Origin of the sequence: Thermomonas mangrovi, assembly GCF_028201335.1 — a bacterium.
GTDB classification, from domain to species: domain Bacteria; phylum Pseudomonadota; class Gammaproteobacteria; order Xanthomonadales; family Xanthomonadaceae; genus Thermomonas; species Thermomonas mangrovi.
Window position 1 is genome coordinate 23,977 of the sequence record NZ_JAPEVV010000002.1, and the last position, 16,636, is coordinate 40,612.

Sequence of the window (16,636 nt, forward strand, 5' to 3'; positions counted from 1 at the left end):
GCTCATCGCAGCCCCGCGCGGTAACGGGCCAATGCGGCGACGGCCGCCGCGGCGACGGCCTCCGCGGCCGGGCTGGCATCGATCACCTCGACGCGATCCGGATGCGCCCGTGCGCGGGCGAGGAAGCCCGCGCGCACGCGTTCGAAGAAATCGTCGCGTTCGCGCTCGATGCGGTCGGGGCCGGCGCCCCCCAGCAGGTCGCGGCCGCGGGTGCGTTCGCGCCCGTGGGCGACGCCGAGGTCGAGCAGCAGGGTGAGCCCGGGTTCGATCCCGACCACGCGCCGTTCGAGTTCGGCGATGAAGCCCTGGTCCAGGCCACGCGCATGGCCCTGGTAGGCATAGCTCGAATCGGTGAAGCGGTCGCTGACCACCCACGCGCCACGGGCGAGCGCCGGCAGCACCACCTCGCGCACGTGCTGCGCGCGCGCGGCGAACATCAGCAGCAATTCGGTCTCCGGTGCCGCCGGCTCGTGCGAGGGATCCAGCAGCAGGCCGCGGATCCGTTCGGCCAGCGGGGTGCCGCCGGGCTCGCGGGTCGACACTACCTCGAACCCGTCGGCCACGAGCGCGTCCCGCAATGCGCGCAGCACGGTGCTCTTGCCCGCGCCTTCGCCACCTTCGATGGTCAGCAGGCGCGATTCCCGCCGCAGTCCGCCGCTCACTTCGGCGCCGCCTCGCGCTGTTGCGCGCGGTAGCGCTGCACATAGGCGCGCACCGCCGCGTTGTGCGCGTCCAACGACGCGCTGAACACGTGGCGGCCACTGCCATCGCCGACCGCGACGAAGTACAGCGCATCGCCGGGTGCGGGGCGGGTGGCGGCCCGCAGCGCGGCTTCGCCCGGCATCGCGATGGGCGTCGGCGGCAGGCCGGCGCGGGTGTAGGTGTTGTAGGGCGTGTCGGTGGTGAGGTCGCTGCGGCGGATGTTGCCGGCATACGCCGCGCCCATCCCGTAGATCACGGTGGGGTCGGTCTGCAGGCGCATGCCGGTGTGCAGGCGCCGCACGAACACGCCGGCGATGGCCGGGCGTTCCTCGGCGATGCCGGTTTCCTTCTCCACGATCGAGGCGAGGGTCAATGCTTCGTCGGGCGAGCGCAGCGGCAGGTCCTTCGCGCGTGCCTCCCACGCCGCGGCCAGCGCCTTCGCCATCGCCGCATGCGCGCGCCTGAGCACGTCCAGGTCGGTATCGCCGCGGACCCAGGCATAGGTCTCGGGCAGGAAGCGCCCCTCGGGGTGCTGCCCGGGCTGGCCCAGGGCACGCATCAGCGCGGCATCGTCCAGCCCGGCCGCCTCCTGCCGCAACTCGGGCACCTTGGCCAGGGCGCGACGCAGGTCGCGGATGTTCCAGCCTTCGACGATGGTGAAGTTGCGCCGCAGGACCTTGCCGTCGCGCATGGCCAACAGCAGCGCACGCGGGGTGGTGCCCGCATCCAGCGCGTACTCGCCGACCTGCAGGCGACCGGCCGCATCCAGCTCGCGCGCCAGCAACTGCCACTGCAGGCGCTCGCCGGTGTCGACGCCGGCGTCGCGCAGCTTGCGCAGCACCGCGTCCAGCGAATCCCCGCGCGCCACCACCAGGCTCGACCCGGCCTTGATCCCGTCCAGCGCACCGTCGGCGAAGCCGCGCTGCCGTTGCCAGGCCCATGCACCGGCCAGCAATGCGACCACCACGACCAGCAGGAGGAAGCGGCGCAGCGCCCCGCCCGCCGGCACACGTCGCGCGCGCCGGCTCATGTGCCCTGCCCTGCCTCGGAAAACATCGGGAATGCCATCGCCAACCGTTCCTGGATCCTGTCCACCGCCGCATCGCGCACCCATCGGCGCGCGCCCAGCGACGCGACCGGCAGGATACCGCGCACCGCGTTGCACAGCGCCAACGCGTCGGCATCGTCCAGCGCTTCGCGCGCGACCGGCGCCTCTTCGACCAGGCCGGCGTCCAGCAACCAGCCGCGCAGCACGCCCGCCACCCCGCACCGCGAAACGGCGGGCGTGGTCCAGCGCCCGCCCTGCAGCACCAGCAGGTTGGCCGCGGTGGCGCAGACCGGCGCGCCTTCCATGTCGCGCATCAGGCCCTCGTCGCAGCCGGCGCGCTCGACCTCCCCACGCGCCAGCACCTGCTCCAGCCGGTTGCAGTGCTTGAGGCCGGCCAGGGCCGGCTGGATCGCCAACCGGGTCGCGCAGTCGTGCAGCTGCAGCGCGCCCGGCAGCGGCGGCGGCAATGGATGCCGGGACAGCGTCCACGTCGGGACCGCGTCGGCCGGGGGCGCGTAACCGCGTCCGCCATCGCCGCGGGTCAACAGCAACTTGAGCACCCCGCCATCGACATCGCCCGCGAACGCCAGGACCTGCGCTTCGAGGAAGCCCAGCTCAGGCACTACGATGCCGAGCCGTCCCGCCCCATCGCGCAACCGCGCCAGGTGCCGCGACCACAGCGGGATGCCGCCGCGATGCACGCGCATGGTTTCGAACAGGCCGTCGCCATAGGCGAGGCCGCGGTTGGAGGACGCCACGGACGCCTCGCGCACCTGGCCGACGAACACGGCGGATGCCGCGGGGTTCAACGCAGTCGCTCCCCGATACTCGCTTGGTGCGTCGAACCCCGCGGCATCCGCTTCCGGTTGCCGGGGCTTGATGCTGCAATGCTGGTCGCGGTCGCGGGCCTCATTCGACCCCCAGGGCGCGCAGCATCCCGCGTGCCTTCGCCCGCGTTTCCTCGAGCTCGCGCTGCGGGTCGGAGTCGATCACGATGCCGGCGCCGGTGCGGAAGCGCAGCGCCGTGCCTTCCGCTTCCGCGCTGCGGATCAGGATGTTCAGGTCCATGTCGCCCGCGTCCGACAGCCAGCCCATCGCGCCGGTGTACGCGCCGCGACCGACGCCTTCCAGCTCGGCGATCACCTGCATGCAACGCACCTTCGGGCAGCCGGTGATGGTGCCGCCGGGGAACACCGCCGCGATCACCCGGCCCGGGGTCGCGCCCGGGAGCAGCTCGCCGCGCACGTTGCTGACGATGTGGTGCACGTGGGCATAGCTCTCGACCGTCATCAGCTCGTCGACGACCACGCTGCCTGGCGTGCACACGCGCCCCAAGTCGTTGCGCTCGAGGTCGATCAGCATCACGTGCTCGGCGCGCTCCTTGGGGTGGCCGACCAGCTCGCGGATGCGCGCGGCATCGTCGTCGCCCGGAAAGCGCGGCCGGGTGCCGGCGATCGGCCGGGTCTCGACCCGCCGACCCTGCACCGACACCAGCCGCTCCGGCGACGCGCTGACCACGCTGCCATGCGCGGTGCGGAAGATGCCCGCGAACGGCGCCGGGTTGTTGCCGCGCAGGCGCTGGAACAGCGCCGCCGGATCCAGCGGCGCATCGAAGCGCGCGCGCCAGCCGCGCGAGAGGTTCGCCTGGAAGACATCGCCGGCGGCGAGGTAGTCGAGCACGCGCGCGACGCCGTCGAGGAACCGTTCGGGCGCGTCTTCCCCAACCGCCCGCGGCGGCTGCCAGGCGGGCAAGGCCGGCAGCGCCATCGCGCGGACCGCATCCGCCTCGATCCGCGCCAGCCAGCCCGCGTCGCCGGGCGATGCCACGGCGCTGCATGCCCCGCTTTCGCGATCGTGCAGGACCGCGGCCGGGCACCGCAGCGCGACGGCGACCGGCAACCCGCCCTCGGCGTGCGGGAGCGCGAGCACGGGTTCCACTTGGCCCGCGAGCTCGTAACCCAGCAGCAACGCCCAGCCGCCGTCGAACGCACGTCCGCCCACCGCCTCCGGCGACCCGCGCCGGGCCTGCCACTGCGCATCGAGGACCGCGAGGAAGTCGCCGCCGAGCACCTCGCCGGCCAGGCTGCGCACGACCCCGTCGCGATGCAGCGCGAAGCCCTCGCCGGCGTGCGCCAGCAGCAGGTCGCGCCGGCCATGCGCCCCGGTCGCGCTGGATTCCAGCAGCACCGGATAGCGCGCCGGGTCGAGCCGGTGCAGGTCGAGCAGGTCGAGTCCCGCGGGGAGCGGTCGGGCGGTCATCGGCGGAGGGCAGCCTGTCCCGCGCTCCCCTGTGTCGCAAGGGAGGACGCGGGCATCAGATCCGCTTGAACACCAGGGTGCCGTTGGTGCCGCCGAAGCCGAACCCGTTCGACACCACGACATCCACCTTCGCCTCGCGCGCTGTGTTCGGCACGTAATCGAGGTCGCAGCCCTCGCCGGGCTGTTCGAGGTTGATGGTCGGCGGGATGATCCCGGTTTCCAGCGCCTTGACCGAGTAGATCGCCTCCACGCCGCCGGCCGCGCCCAGCAGGTGGCCGGTCATCGACTTGGTGGAACTGACCATGGTCTTGTAGGCGTGGTCGCCCAACGCACGCTTGATCGCCAGGGTTTCGGCGACGTCGCCCAGCGGCGTGCTGGTACCGTGCGCGTTGAGGTAGCCCACGTCCTCCGGGTTGATGCCGGCATCGCGGAAGGCCATGGCCATGCAGCGCGCGGGTCCCTCGCCGTTCTCGCTGGGCGCGGTCATGTGGAAGGCATCCGACGAAGCGCCGAAGCCGGCCAGCTCGCAGTAGATGCGGGCACCGCGGGCCTTGGCGTGCTCGTACTCCTCCAGCACCAGGATGCCGGCGCCGTCGCCCAGCACGAAGCCGTCGCGGCCGGCGTCCCACGGACGCGAGGCACGGGCCGGGTCGTCGTTGCGGGTGCTCATCGCCTTCATCGCGCAGAAGCCGCCCATCGAGGTCGGCGAGCTGCCGCGCTCGGCGCCGCCGGCGAACATCACGTCGGCGTCGCCGTACTGGATCATGCGCAACGCCATGCCGATCGAATGGTTGGCGGTGGCACAGGCGGAGACCGCCGAGAAGGTCGGGCCCTTGATCCCGGTCATCAGCGAGAGCTGGCCCGGGAGCATGTTGATGATGGTGCTGGGGATGTAGAACGGGCTGATCTTGCGGACCCCGCCCTCGTGCAGCTTGATCGCGGTCTCCTCGATCCCCCAGATGCCGCCGATGCCGGCGCCGATCAGCGCGCCGATGCGCTCGGCGTTGGCCTCGGTGACCTCCAGCCCGGCGTCGTCCTTCGCCATCAGCGAGGCGGCGATGCCGTAGTGGATGAAGTGGTCCATCTTCTTCGCGTCCTTCGGGTTCACCCAGCGGGTGACGTCGAAGTCGCGGATCTCGCCGGCGATGCGCGTCGGGTAGGTGCTGGCGTCGAAGCCGGCCACCGGGCCGATGCCGGAGCGGCCGTTGGCGATGCCGTCCCAGTTGCTGGCCAGGTCGTTGCCCAACGGCGAGACGATCCCCATCCCGGTAACCACGACGCGACGCTTCGACATGACGGCTCCTCGATTCGATTTCGGTATTGCGGTGCTGCAAACGCGCGGGGCCGCATCCGCGGCCCCGGCGTGGCGACGCACGACAGGCGGGTTACGCCTTGACGTGGGCCTTGATGTAGTCGATCGCGGCCTGCACGGTGCCGATCTTCTCGGCTTCCTCGTCCGGGATCTCGCACTCGAACTCTTCCTCGAGCGCCATCACCAGCTCGACGGTGTCCAGCGAATCCGCGCCCAGGTCGTCCACGAACGACGCGCTGGTGGTGACGTCCTCTTCCTTGACGCCCAGTTGTTCGACGACGATCTTCTTGACGCGCTCTTCGATGCTGCTCATGTGGGTTGCTCCTCCCGGAAATCGGGTCGATGGTTAGTTTACGTGAAAGCCGGCCGGCAATTGCCGGCCGGGGAACTTGGGAGTGCCGCTGGATTGGCCGTCGCGAGCGATGGCGATCCGGGGGTGGACGGAGCGCAGCAACCGCAGTGTACGTAGGTGTACATGAGGATTGCGAGCACCGCCCGCACCCGGAGCGCCGAGCGCAGCAGGCCAGGCCACGGCACTCATGGCATGTACATCCCGCCGTTGACGTGCAGGGTTTCGCCGGTGATGTAACCGGCATCCGGGCCGACGAGGAAGGCCACGGCGCGGGCGATGTCGGCCGGCTCGCCGAGGCGGCCCAGCGCGATCTGGCCGAGCATGGCGTCCTTGGCGGTCTCCGGCAGGTCGGCGGTCATGTCGGTGGCGATGAAGCCGGGCGCAACGACATTCACGGTGATCCCGCGCGACCCGATCTCCTTCGCCAGCGACTTGCTGAAGGCGATGATGCCGGCCTTGGCCGCGGCGTAATTGGCCTGCCCGGCGTTGCCGGTGACCCCGATCACCGAGGCGATGTTGACGATGCGGCCCTTGCGCGCCTTCATCATCCCGCGCAGCACGGCCTTGGAGGCGCGGTAGACGCTGGTCAGGTTGGTGTCGAGGATGGCTTGCCAGTCCTCGTCCTTCATCCGCATCAGCAGGTTGTCGCGGGTGATGCCGGCGTTGTTGACCAGGATCGAGATGTTGCCGAACTCCGAGGCCACGGCATCGACCAGGGCCTCGATCGCTCCGGCCTCGTTGACCTCGAGCCGGCGCCCGTGGCCGCCGGCGTCGGCGAGCCGGGCAGCGATCGCCTGCGCGCCGGCGTCCGAGGTCGCGGTGCCGATCACGGTGGCGCCCAGCGCGGCCAGGTGGTCGGCGATCGCCGCGCCGATGCCGCGCGAGGCACCGGTGACCAGCGCAACCTCACCTTTCAACGGGGCGCCCTGCGGCGGTTGTTCGCTCATGCCTTCCATTCCTCGATGGCGCCGGCGAAGTCGGCCGGCGTGCCCAACGCGCGCGCGTCGAGCGATTTGTCGATGCGCTTGGCCAGGCCGGCCAGCACCTTGCCCGGGCCGCATTCGCCGACCCGACCCACGCCACGCGCGGCCAGCGCCTGCACGCAGGCGGTCCATTGCACCGGCAGGTAGAGCTGGCGGACCAGCGCATCGCGGATGTCGTCCAGGCTCGCGTGCACCGCGGCATCGACGTTCTGCACCACCGGCAGCGCCGGCTGCGACCACGCCATCCCGGCCATCGCCTGCGCCAGCCGGTTGGCGGCCTCGCGCATCAGCGGCGTGTGCGACGGCACGCTAACCGCCAGCTTCACCGCCTTGCGCACGCCCTGCGCCTGCAGCAGCGCGAGCGCGCGATCCACCGCTGCCGCATCGCCACCGATCACGATCTGGCCGGGCGAGTTGTAGTTGGCCGGCACCACCACCTGCGCGCCGGAGGCTTCGACGCAGGCCGCCTCGACCACGGCGTCGTCCGCGCCGAGGACCGCAGCCATCGCGCCGACGCCCGCCGGGGCGGCTTCCTGCATCAGCTGCCCGCGGATGCGCACCAGGTGCGCGCCATCCTTCAAGGACAGTGCGCCCGCTGCGACCAGCGCGGTGTACTCGCCCAGGCTGTGGCCGGCCAGCACGGACGGCTGCTTGCCGCCCTGCGCCTGCCACAGGCGCCACACCGCGATGCCCGCCGCCAGCAAGGCCGGCTGGGTGTATTCGGTGCGGTAGAGCATCTCGTCCGGGCCGCCCTGCGACAGCGCCCACAGGTCGACGCCGGCACCGTCCGAGGCTTCCTCGAACGTCGCCTTGACCGATGGATGGAGTTCCGAGAGTTCGGCCAGCATGCCGACCGATTGCGACCCCTGGCCGGGGAAGACCAGGGCGAGTTGGGCGGGGGTATCGCTCACGCGGCATCGGGCGCGCGAACGCCCGCAGGATCAAGGGATGCGCATGATACGAGCAATTGCTCTAGCGCGTCTGTACCGGGGCGTATTGGGCGTTTCCCGGCGACACCCAGCCGGGTTCGACGCGGGGGCCGTTGCGAGCGATGGCGATTCGGGCGCGCGCGGAGTGCAGCAACTGCAGTTGACGTGGGGTCGATGAGGATCGCGAGCACCGTACGCGCCCGAAGCGTCGAGCGCAGCCGGCACCGGCCGAAGTCAGTAGCGCAGCAGCGCCGAGCCCCAGGTGAAACCGCCGCCGAAGGCTTCGACCAGCACCAGCTGGCCGCGCTGGATGCGTCCGTCGCGGACCGCCTGGTCCAGCGCCAGCGGTACCGAGCCCGAGGAGGTGTTGCCGTGCTTGTCCACGGTCACCACCACCCGCTCCATCGGCATGTCCAGGCGCTTGGCCGTCGCCTCGATGATGCGCAGGTTGGCCTGGTGCGGGACCAGCCAGTCCAGCTGGTGGCGATCCAGGCCGTTCGCGCTCAGGGCTTCGTCGACCACCGAATCCAGCGCCTTCACCGCATGCTTGAAGACCTCGTTGCCGGTCATCAGCACGCGCACGCCGGCGTTCTGCTCCTCCGGCTTGAAGCCGACCGAGACGCCCACCGGGTTCCACAGCAGTTCCTTCTTGCCGCCGTCGGCGTGCATGTGGGTGCTGAGGATGCCGGTCTCCGCATCGGCCTTGAGCACCACCGCGCCGGCGCCGTCGCCGAACAGCACGCAGGTGCCGCGATCGTTCCAGTCCAGCATCCGGGTCAGGGTCTCGGCGCCGACCACCAGCGCGGTCTTCGCCGCACCGGAGCGGATGAACTTGTCGGCGATGGTCAGCGCGTAGATGAAGCCGGAGCAGGCCGCGTTGACGTCGAAGGCCGGGCAGCCGGCGGCGCCCAGCTTGTGCTGCAGCAGGCAGGCCGAGGAAGGGAAGATCAGGTCCGGCGTGGTGGTGCCGAGCACGATCAGGTCGAGGTCGGCGGGGCCGACGCCGGCCGCTTCCATCGCGCGCATCGCGGCGTGGTAGGCAAGGTCCGAGGTGGTCTCGCCCTCGGCGGCGACGTGGCGCTCGCGGATGCCGGTGCGGGCGACGATCCACTCGTCGCTGGTGTCCACGAACTTGGCCAGGTCGGCGTTGGTCAGCACCTTCTCCGGCAGGTAGCTGCCGGTACCGGCGATGCGGGAATGGATGCGACCTTCGGGCTGGCTCATGCACGGACTCCTGGCGAGCCCCCTCGCCGGGGGCGACCCGTCACGATAGCGCGACGGACATGCGGCCGGCCAACCCCAGGGGCGGCGGCCTGCGGGAAACGCGGGATGCAGAAACGCCAACGGCCGCGCCAATGGCGCGGCCGGGCGTCATGCGGTAACCCTGGCCTTGCGGCCGCGGCTCACTCCTCGTCGACGACCTTGGTCTTCGGCGCGATGACCTGCTTGCCGCGGTAGTAACCATCGGCGGTCACGTGGTGGCGCAGGTGGGTCTCGCCGCTGGTCGGATCGGTGGCCAGCTGCTTGGCGGACAGGGCGTCGTGGGCGCGGCGCATGCCGCGGCGGGACGGGGAGACTCGGGACTTCTGGACGGCCATGGGAACAACTCCAAAGAAAACGTTTCAGCGACTCAGCGCGATATTGTCGCACCTTTCTCTCAAGGGGAATGCCCCTTCTTGAGGCCCGCCAGCGCCGCGAACGGACTGGCCTGGGCGACTTCTTCCGCGGTCGGCGCAAACTCGCGTTCGACTTCCTCCACGTCGGCGGACACCGGCACCACCGGCAACGCCAGGATCAACTCGTCCTCCACCAGCTCGGCCGGCTTCAGCATGCCGTCGTCGGCCACCAGCAAGGCCTCGTAGCCGGGCGGCAGCGCGACTTCGTCGGCCTCGTCCCGGATCAGGCCGAGGCGTTGCGACAGCTGCACCGGCAGCACGAACCGACGCAGGCTGCGCTGGCATTCCAGCGGCAGGCCGGCCTCGACCTGCAGTTCCACGAAGGCGACGCCGAGCGCATCGGTGCCGAACTCCATCGTGTAACCGACCTCGCCCTCGGCATCGACCAGGCCGTCGCGCAGGCGCGCCATCGCAGCCAACGGGATCCTGCCTTCGAACACCTTGCGGGCCGCCACCATCCGCCAGGCGTCCACGGCTTCGGGCACGCGGCTGTTGGAGGGGCTGGACATAGCCGGAAAATGTTACTCGCCAAGCAGTTAGGTGTCAAACCGGGCCGCCCCGGGCGACATGCCGATTGCCGCCCCTGAGGCGACTGGCGCAGACTCGCCGGGTGAAGACGACCCTCCTGCTGCTGTTGCTGGCCCTGATCGCCTCGCTCGCGTGGCTGGCCTGGCGCCGGCTGCGCGGCGAGCACCCGCGCGCGCGCGCCATCCGCGAGGTGCTGGACGCGGCCGATGCGCTGGAAGCCCGCCTGCGGGTCGCGCGTGGCGAGATCGAGGCGGTCGCCGGCGACCACCAGAACCCGGTCCAGGGCGCGATGCGCGACCTGCTGCGCCAGCGCCTGTGGCTGCGCGACCATGCGGCGGATGCCTCGCTGGACCAGTTGCGCAGCGTGCGCGGCTCGCTGGATGCCGCCCGCGGCAGCCTGGAGCAGCAACTCTCGCGCATCGACCGCGCCCGCGCCGGCAAGCCCTGAACGATGCCGACGCTGGTCCTCGCCTCCACCTCGCGCTATCGCCGCGATTTGCTCGCGCGCTTCGGCCTGCCCTTCGACACCTCCCGTCCGGAGGTGGACGAAACCCCGACCCCCGGCGAGCGGGCGGACGCGCTGGCGGCCCGACTGGGCCGCGCCAAGGCGCTCGCGGTCGCCGCCGGCCTCGACCACGCTGCCTGGGTGATCGGCTCCGACCAGGCCGCGGAAGTCGAGGGCCGCCTGTTGGGCAAGCCCGGTGGGCGCAACGCCGCGATCGCGCAATTGCAGGCGATGCGCGGCCGGCGCGTGCGCTTCCACACCAGCATCGCGCTGGCGAACGCCGACGGCCGCGTGCTGGAGGCGCTGGACCTGACCGAAGTGGCGATGCGCGACCTCGACGACGGCGAAATCGCCCGCTACGTGGACGCCGAGCAGCCGTTCGACTGCGCCGGCAGCTTCAAGGCCGAGGGCCTCGGCATCACCCTGTTCGATGCCATCGAGAGCCGCGACCCGACCGCGCTGATCGGCCTGCCGCTGATCGCCACCGCCCGGCTGCTGCGCCAGGCCGGCTTCCGCCTGCCCTGATCAGCGAACCTCGACCACCTGCGCAGGCCAGTCCTCGACGCTGCCGTCGCGGCCATGCAGGCGCAGGCCCAGCCAGTGCCGCCCCGTGGCGACGCCCTCGACGCGCCCGTGGAAGCCGACGCGCGGATGCGCGGGATCGCGGCTGACCTTCCAGAACGCGGCGACGCCCGGATTCGCATCCCCATAGGCCATCCGTGCTGCCGCCATGCCGTCCACGGTGACCTCGACGCCGCGCAGGCCGACGCCGTCCTTGAACGCCCAGCCGGTGACATCGAAGCCGCTGCCGACCTCGGCGCCCGGCGTCGGCGCATCGACGAAGGCGAGCGCGGGGGTGGTGCAGCCGCCCGCAGGGCGTGTTGCCGGCAAGCGGAACAGCAGGAAGCGCTGGCGCCCGTGGTCGATGTTGAGGACCCGCGGCGGCGGCAACGGCCCGACCTGCCGGCATAGCGCGTGGTAGTACGCCAGCAGGTCGCGGAAGGGCACGTCGTTGGCGCTGGCGACGAGCAGGATCGGTCCATTGCCGAGGGCTTCGCGCGTATCAACGGTCAGCCTCCACAGCGCAAGTTGCGGCGCCCGTCCATGCTTGTGGTTGAGGGGATGATCGATCACCGGGATCCGCGCATCGCCGCGCGCAAAGCCCAGCTCGGCACCCAGCTTGAAGTCGCCCGCCAGCAGCCGCGTGCCGGGCGGCATGGCGCGCAGCGTGGCATCGACCTCGCGCGCCAGCACGTCCCAGCCGGCGAAATTGGTCGGATGGAAGTTGCGTGACGCCGCTTGCGCCCGCACTGCGGGCATCGAGGCTATCGCGTAGTAGCCCAGCACCGCGGCCAGGCCCAGCCCGGCGGTGGCCCACGCGGCGATCCGCCAGCCGCGCGCCCAGCTCGCCAGCACCGCGGGCAGCAGCGGCAGCAGCGCGACGTAGCCTGGCAGCGGCCAATGGAAACTCACCCGCTCGCGATCGGCGACGAAGCCGAGCGCGAGGAAGCCGACGACCACCAGCGACCCGCACGTCGCGAGGTAACGGCGTGCAGGTTGCTGCGCGCGCAGGCCGCGCCACGCCGCGATCCCCATCGCCACCAGCAGCAACGGCGTGGCGAGCGCGAGTTGCATCCGCCCGAGGCGCAGGCCTTCGCGACTGAACTGCCACGGGTGCCGATCCAGCAACTGGAAGCGCAGGCCGGCGTCGGCGTGATCGAGGTTCCAGGCCAGCAGCGGCCACCACGCCAGCGCACCGATCGCGATCGCGACCCAGGCCAGCGGATGGCGCAGCACGCGACGCCCCTCGGCGGACGCGAGCAAGGCGATGCAGCCGATCGCGATCACCGCCGCGAAGCGATAGTGGGTCAGCCCGCCGATCGCCAACCCCAGCGCAAGTTCCAGCGCCGCGGCGGGAGTGACCTCGCGCAGCAGGCGCAGGCTGGCATCCAGGCACAGCACGGTGGCGAACAGCAGCGGCACGTCCGGCAGGGCCATCAGTCCTAGCGACCCGGACAGCGGCAGCAAGACCGCGAGGCTGCCCGCCTGCCAGCCGCGGTCGGGATCGACCTCGCGCGACGCCATCCGCGCGACCAGCCACGGGATCGCGGCACCGATCAACAAGAACGGCAGGCGGAGGGCCAACGTGCTGCCGGATGCCCACGCATCGCCGATCCGTGCCAGCCACGCGGTCATGCCCGGCAGGTCGGAATACGCCCAGGCAAGGTGGCGGCCTTCCTGCCAATAGAAGGCCTCGTCGACGAACAGCGGCAGGCGCGCGGCCAGCGCCAGGTTGACGAGGCTTGCACAGGCCCACAGCCACAAGAACCTGCGCCTGGCGGCTTGCACCCCGGTTGAATCCAGCATCCGCCGCGACCTCGTACACTGCCTCGGACCCGACCAAGGCGACGCCGACTTGAACGACATGCCCGCTTCCACGGCTTCCGACGCGATCCTAACCGATGCGCTGCGCGCGGCCCTGCGCGATGCGCAGGCGCAGGTGAACACCCTGGTGCTGGGCAAGCCGCAGCAGGTGCGCCTCGCCTTCGTGGCCTTGCTCGCGGATGGGCACCTGCTGATCGAGGACCTGCCGGGCCTCGGCAAGACCACGCTGGCGCATGCGATGGCGGCGACCCTGGGCCTCGGATTCGCGCGGGTGCAGTTCACCTCCGACCTGCTGCCGGCGGACATCCTCGGGGTGTCGGTGTACGAGGCGCAGGCGCGGCGCTTCGAATTCCACCCCGGCCCGGTGTTCACCCACGTGCTGCTGGCCGACGAGATCAACCGCGCCCCGCCGCGCACCCAGAGCGCGTTGCTCGAGGCCATGGCCGAGCACCAGGTCAGCCTGGACGGGCAGACCCGTCCGCTGCCAGACCCGTTCCTGGTGATCGCCACCCAGAATCCCGTGGACCTCGCCGGCACCTATCCGTTGCCGGATTCGCAGCTCGACCGCTTCCTGCTGCGGCTCGCGCTTGGCTATCCCGACGAGGCCGCCGAACGCGCCTTGCTCGCCGGCAGCGACCGACGCGACCTGATCGCGCAAGCGCCCGCCCTGCTCGATGCCGACCGGGTGATCGCGTTGCGCCGCGCGGTGCTCGGCGTGCACGCCAGCGAACCCTTGCTGGCCTACGTGCAAGCCCTGCTCGCACGTAGTCGCAAGCAACCCGGGATCCGGGTGGGCCTGTCCCCGCGCGCGGGGCTCGCATTGCTGCGCGCGGCGCGCGCGCACGCGCTGCTGCTGGGACGCGACCATGTCGTGCCCGAGGACGTGCAGGCCTTGTTCCCCGCGGTCGCCGAACATCGCCTGGTCGGAGATGGCGACGCCCAACCCGCGACGCTGGCCAAGCAGATCCTCCACGCCGTCGCCGTCGACTGAGCCATGCGCGCGGCCTTGCGGAGCAGGATGCAGGCGCTGACCCGGCCGCGCGCGCCCGAGTCTCTCCCGGTGCGCCTGGATCGGCGCCGGGTCTACGTCCTGCCGACGGCGACCGGGCTGTTCTTCGCGTTGTTGCTGGGCACGATGGGGCTGGGCGCACTCAACTACAACAACAACCCGGCGCTGCTGTTGGCATTGCTGCTGGCGGGTGCGGCGCAGGCAAGCCTCTTGTTCGCGCACCTGCAGCTGTCGGGCGTGCGGATCGAGGCGGTCGCCGCGGAGCCGGTGGCCGCCGGCGAGCCGCTGTCCTTGCGGATCGCGCTGGGGGCTGGCGACGCGCGCCAGCGCCGCGACCTGCAACTCCGGCATGGCGACGAGGTCGTGCATGCGAGCTTCGACGCGTCGGGCACCACGGCTGAATTGCGCCTCCCCACGTCGCGGCGCGGGCTGATGCCCTTGCCGCGCCTGGAGTTGCGCACCGTGCAGCCGCTTGGGCTGGCGCGCGCATGGGCCTATGTCTGGCCCGCACAGGCCACGTTGGTCTACCCCGCCGCGGAACCGCATGCGCCGCCGCTGCCGGCCGCATCCACCGGCGAAGGCCGCGCGCGCGACGCCCGGGCCGGCGACGACCTCCACCACCTGCGCGGCTACCGCGCCGGGGACGCACCGCGCACGATCGCGTGGAAGGCCTCCGCGCGCCGCGACAGCCTGTTGGTGCGCGAATACGAACAGCATCGTCGCGACCACCTGCAGCTGGACTGGAGCGCCACCGAAGGACTCGCGTACGAGCAGCGCATCCGCCGGCTCGCCCGCTGGGTCGATGATGCTGAACGCGAAGGCCGTCGCTACGCCCTGCGCCTGCCTGGCACGGCCCCGATCGCGCTCGGGCTCGGGCCGCTGCATCGCCACCAGTGCCTGCGCGCGCTGGCGATGATGCCCGCGGAGACTCCGGCATGACCGCGACGGCGCCGCACATGCCCGCCGCCAGCCGCCGCCACGTCCTCGCCGCCGCGGCGATCTGCCTGCTGCCGCTGCTGCTGCAACTGCCGCTCGCGCTGGGCCTCGGCTTCGGCGCATCGGCGTTGCTGGTGACCGCCGCCGCATGGCGCCGGCCGTTGCCCGCACTGCTGCGGATCCTGCTCGGGATCACCGCCATCATCGCGGTGGCCGCGACGATGCACGGCATCGGCCGCGATTCCGCCTGCGGCCTGTTGGCTGGCATGCTGGCGCTCAAGCCCTCGGAAACCTTCAGCCTGCGCGATGGCCGCAGCCTGCTTGGGTTCGCGCTGTTCGCACCCTTCGCGACCTTCCTGCTCGACCAGGGCCCCTTGAGCCTGGCGCTCGCGCTGCTGGCGGTGGTTGCCGTGCTGTCGGCGCTGCGTCGACTCGCGGGGGACGAATCCGGGGGATCGAATCGACCCCAGGCATCGGCGCGGCCAGGGTGGCGGGACTTGGGGGAAATCGTGCGCTTGCTGGGGCTGGGGCTGCCGCTGGCGCTGGCCGCCTTCTGGTTGTTCCCCCGGCTGCCGACACCGCTGTGGGGCTTGCCAGACCGGGCAGTCGCAAAGCCCGGCCTCTCGGACACGATGACGCCGGGCGGCTGGCTGGACCTCATGAGCGACGACAGCCCGGCGGCCCGCGTCCAGTTCTTCGGCGCAACCCCCGCGCGGGCCGAGATGTATTGGCGTGGGCCGGTGCTGTGGGACTTCGACGGCGCGACCTGGCACCAACTGCGGTGGGACGCAGGGGCCGGCGCGGCCGAAATGCAACCAGGCCATGCGCGCTACGACTACCAGCTCGACATGGAGCCGACCGAAGGCCGGGACCTGGTGGCGCTCGACCTGCCATTGCAGGCACCGCCGGGAAGCGCGTTCGCCCTCGGCCACAGCCTGCGCGCCGAACGCAGCCTGGACAACGTCACCCGCTGGCGCCTGCAATCCGCGCCCCCCTCCGCCTTCCAGCCCGCGCTCCCGCCGGCCTTGCGCATGCGCGCCCTGCTCCTGCCACGCGGGTTCAATCCGCGCACCGTGGCCATGGGCCGGGCCTGGCGCCGGGAGGCCGGCCACGATGCGGACGGTCGCGCGGACGCGGCGCTCGTTGGCCGCGCCCTGGCGATGATCCGGCGGGACTTCGCCTATACCCTCGACGTGCCGCTGGCCGGGCGCAACGAGGTCGACGATTTCCTGTTCGAGCGCCGGCAAGGCTACTGCGAGCATTTCAGTTCCGCGTTCGCCGTGCTGATGCGGGCCGCGGGCATCCCGACCCGCGTGGTGACGGGTTACGCGGGGGGCTACCGCAACCCGATCGGCGACTACTGGGTGGTGCTTAACTCCGACGCCCATGCCTGGAACGAGGTCTGGCTGCCGCGCCGCGGCTGGGTGCGCGTCGACCCGACGGCCGCCGTGGCACCGGAACGCGTCTTCGATACCCTGGCAGATCGACGCCCCGGGCGAATCGGTGCCTTCGACGGGCTGGTCGGGATATTCGACGCCAGCGATTGGCTGCGCCGCGGCTGGAACGACTTCGTCCTGGGCTTCAATGCGCAGCGGCAGCAGCGCATGCTCGATCCGCTGGGCCTTGCCGGGATCGGCGGGCGCGGCCTGGTGCTCTTGTTCGCCCTGGTGGCCGGGCTGGCGATGGGATGGATGGCCTGGTGGCTTGCCCGCGGCGAGCGCGAGCGCGACCCGCTGCTGCGGGCCTGGCACCGGCTTGGCGAGCGCTACGCGCGGATCGGCCGCGCACGCGACGCGCATGAACCCGCGCAGGCCTGGGCGGATCGTGTCGCCGCCGACGTGCCCCGTGCCGGCATCGACCTGCGCACGCTCGGCCGGCGTTTCTCCGCGGCCCGCTACGCCCGCGTCGAACCGGCGGTGGTGCGTGCGCTGGTCCGCGACCTGTCCGCCCATCGCCCGTGACGCGCCCTTGACCCACCGGGCCTAGACTGGCGCCACCCCCAGCCCGAGGAT

The 16,636-nt window shown here is 71.7% G+C and carries 17 protein-coding genes; 5 read left to right on the forward strand and 12 right to left on the reverse strand.

The window, feature by feature from the left end:
* Nucleotides 1-2 precede the first annotated feature (2 nt).
* The 11 genes from tmk to ON759_RS03860 form a co-directional block, all read right to left on the reverse strand.
* Complete coding sequence (gene tmk, locus ON759_RS03810) at nucleotides 3-662, reverse strand: dTMP kinase (protein WP_271679044.1); 660 nt, start codon at nucleotides 660-662, stop codon at nucleotides 3-5.
* Entirely contained in the window at nucleotides 659-1,732 is a 1,074-nt protein-coding gene (mltG, locus tag ON759_RS03815) for an endolytic transglycosylase MltG (protein ID WP_271679045.1), read from the reverse strand. The genes tmk and mltG overlap by 4 nt, the downstream gene beginning before the upstream one ends.
* Complete coding sequence (gene pabC / locus ON759_RS03820) at nucleotides 1,729-2,559, reverse strand: aminodeoxychorismate lyase (RefSeq protein ID WP_271679046.1); 831 nt, start codon at nucleotides 2,557-2,559, stop codon at nucleotides 1,729-1,731. Before pabC ends, mltG begins: the two co-directional genes overlap by 4 nt.
* A 100-nt stretch (nucleotides 2,560-2,659) precedes the next feature.
* On the reverse strand, nucleotides 2,660-4,009 hold the full coding sequence (locus tag ON759_RS03825; protein ID WP_271679047.1) for an aminodeoxychorismate synthase component I: 1,350 nt from the start codon (nucleotides 4,007-4,009) through the stop codon (nucleotides 2,660-2,662).
* A 55-nt stretch (nucleotides 4,010-4,064) separates the two neighbouring features.
* The gene (gene fabF, locus ON759_RS03830; RefSeq protein ID WP_271679048.1) at nucleotides 4,065-5,303 is read right to left on the reverse strand and encodes a beta-ketoacyl-ACP synthase II; all 1,239 of its coding nucleotides are present in this window, start codon (nucleotides 5,301-5,303) and stop codon (nucleotides 4,065-4,067) included.
* Nucleotides 5,304-5,394: 91 nt separating this feature from the next.
* On the reverse strand, nucleotides 5,395-5,634 hold the full coding sequence (gene acpP, locus ON759_RS03835; RefSeq protein WP_271679049.1) for an acyl carrier protein: 240 nt from the start codon (nucleotides 5,632-5,634) through the stop codon (nucleotides 5,395-5,397).
* A gap of 224 nt (nucleotides 5,635-5,858) precedes the next feature.
* On the reverse strand, nucleotides 5,859-6,620 hold the full coding sequence (gene fabG / locus ON759_RS03840; protein ID WP_271679050.1) for a 3-oxoacyl-ACP reductase FabG: 762 nt from the start codon (nucleotides 6,618-6,620) through the stop codon (nucleotides 5,859-5,861).
* Nucleotides 6,617-7,567, reverse strand: a complete 951-nt coding sequence (fabD, locus tag ON759_RS03845) for an ACP S-malonyltransferase (RefSeq protein WP_271679051.1) — start codon at nucleotides 7,565-7,567, stop codon at nucleotides 6,617-6,619. The genes fabG and fabD overlap by 4 nt, the downstream gene beginning before the upstream one ends.
* A gap of 252 nt (nucleotides 7,568-7,819) precedes the next feature.
* On the reverse strand, nucleotides 7,820-8,809 hold the full coding sequence (locus tag ON759_RS03850; protein WP_271679052.1) for a beta-ketoacyl-ACP synthase III: 990 nt from the start codon (nucleotides 8,807-8,809) through the stop codon (nucleotides 7,820-7,822).
* A gap of 179 nt (nucleotides 8,810-8,988) precedes the next feature.
* Nucleotides 8,989-9,183: a 50S ribosomal protein L32 gene (gene rpmF / locus ON759_RS03855; protein WP_139715308.1), complete on the reverse strand. Its 195-nt coding sequence runs from the start codon at nucleotides 9,181-9,183 to the stop codon at nucleotides 8,989-8,991.
* Nucleotides 9,184-9,242: 59 nt separating this feature from the next.
* Entirely contained in the window at nucleotides 9,243-9,770 is a 528-nt protein-coding gene (locus tag ON759_RS03860) for a YceD family protein (protein WP_271679053.1), read from the reverse strand.
* 101 nt (nucleotides 9,771-9,871) lie between these two features.
* Here ON759_RS03860 and ON759_RS03865 point away from each other — a divergent pair, with 101 nt between their 5' ends.
* Entirely contained in the window at nucleotides 9,872-10,237 is a 366-nt protein-coding gene (locus ON759_RS03865; RefSeq protein ID WP_271679054.1) for a hypothetical protein, read from the forward strand.
* Nucleotides 10,238-10,240: 3 nt separating this feature from the next.
* Nucleotides 10,241-10,819 (forward strand): Maf family protein, encoded by a 579-nt coding sequence (locus tag ON759_RS03870; RefSeq protein ID WP_271679055.1) that lies wholly within the window; start codon nucleotides 10,241-10,243, stop codon nucleotides 10,817-10,819.
* On the opposite strand, the gene ON759_RS03875 is transcribed toward ON759_RS03870, so the two are convergent.
* The gene (locus ON759_RS03875) at nucleotides 10,820-12,661 is read right to left on the reverse strand and encodes a glycosyltransferase family 39 protein (RefSeq protein ID WP_271679056.1); all 1,842 of its coding nucleotides are present in this window, start codon (nucleotides 12,659-12,661) and stop codon (nucleotides 10,820-10,822) included.
* A gap of 58 nt (nucleotides 12,662-12,719) precedes the next feature.
* Between ON759_RS03875 and ON759_RS03880 the strand changes: the two genes are divergently transcribed.
* Genes ON759_RS03880 through ON759_RS03890 form a run of 3 tightly spaced genes read left to right on the forward strand, consistent with a single transcriptional unit; the run spans nucleotide 12,720 to nucleotide 16,585 of the window.
* Complete coding sequence (locus ON759_RS03880; protein ID WP_271679057.1) at nucleotides 12,720-13,670, forward strand: AAA family ATPase; 951 nt, start codon at nucleotides 12,720-12,722, stop codon at nucleotides 13,668-13,670.
* Nucleotides 13,671-13,673: 3 nt separating this feature from the next.
* Entirely contained in the window at nucleotides 13,674-14,627 is a 954-nt protein-coding gene (locus ON759_RS03885; protein ID WP_271679058.1) for a DUF58 domain-containing protein, read from the forward strand.
* Complete coding sequence (locus ON759_RS03890; RefSeq protein WP_271679059.1) at nucleotides 14,624-16,585, forward strand: transglutaminase TgpA family protein; 1,962 nt, start codon at nucleotides 14,624-14,626, stop codon at nucleotides 16,583-16,585. The genes ON759_RS03885 and ON759_RS03890 overlap by 4 nt, the downstream gene beginning before the upstream one ends.
* Nucleotides 16,586-16,636 lie beyond the last annotated feature (51 nt).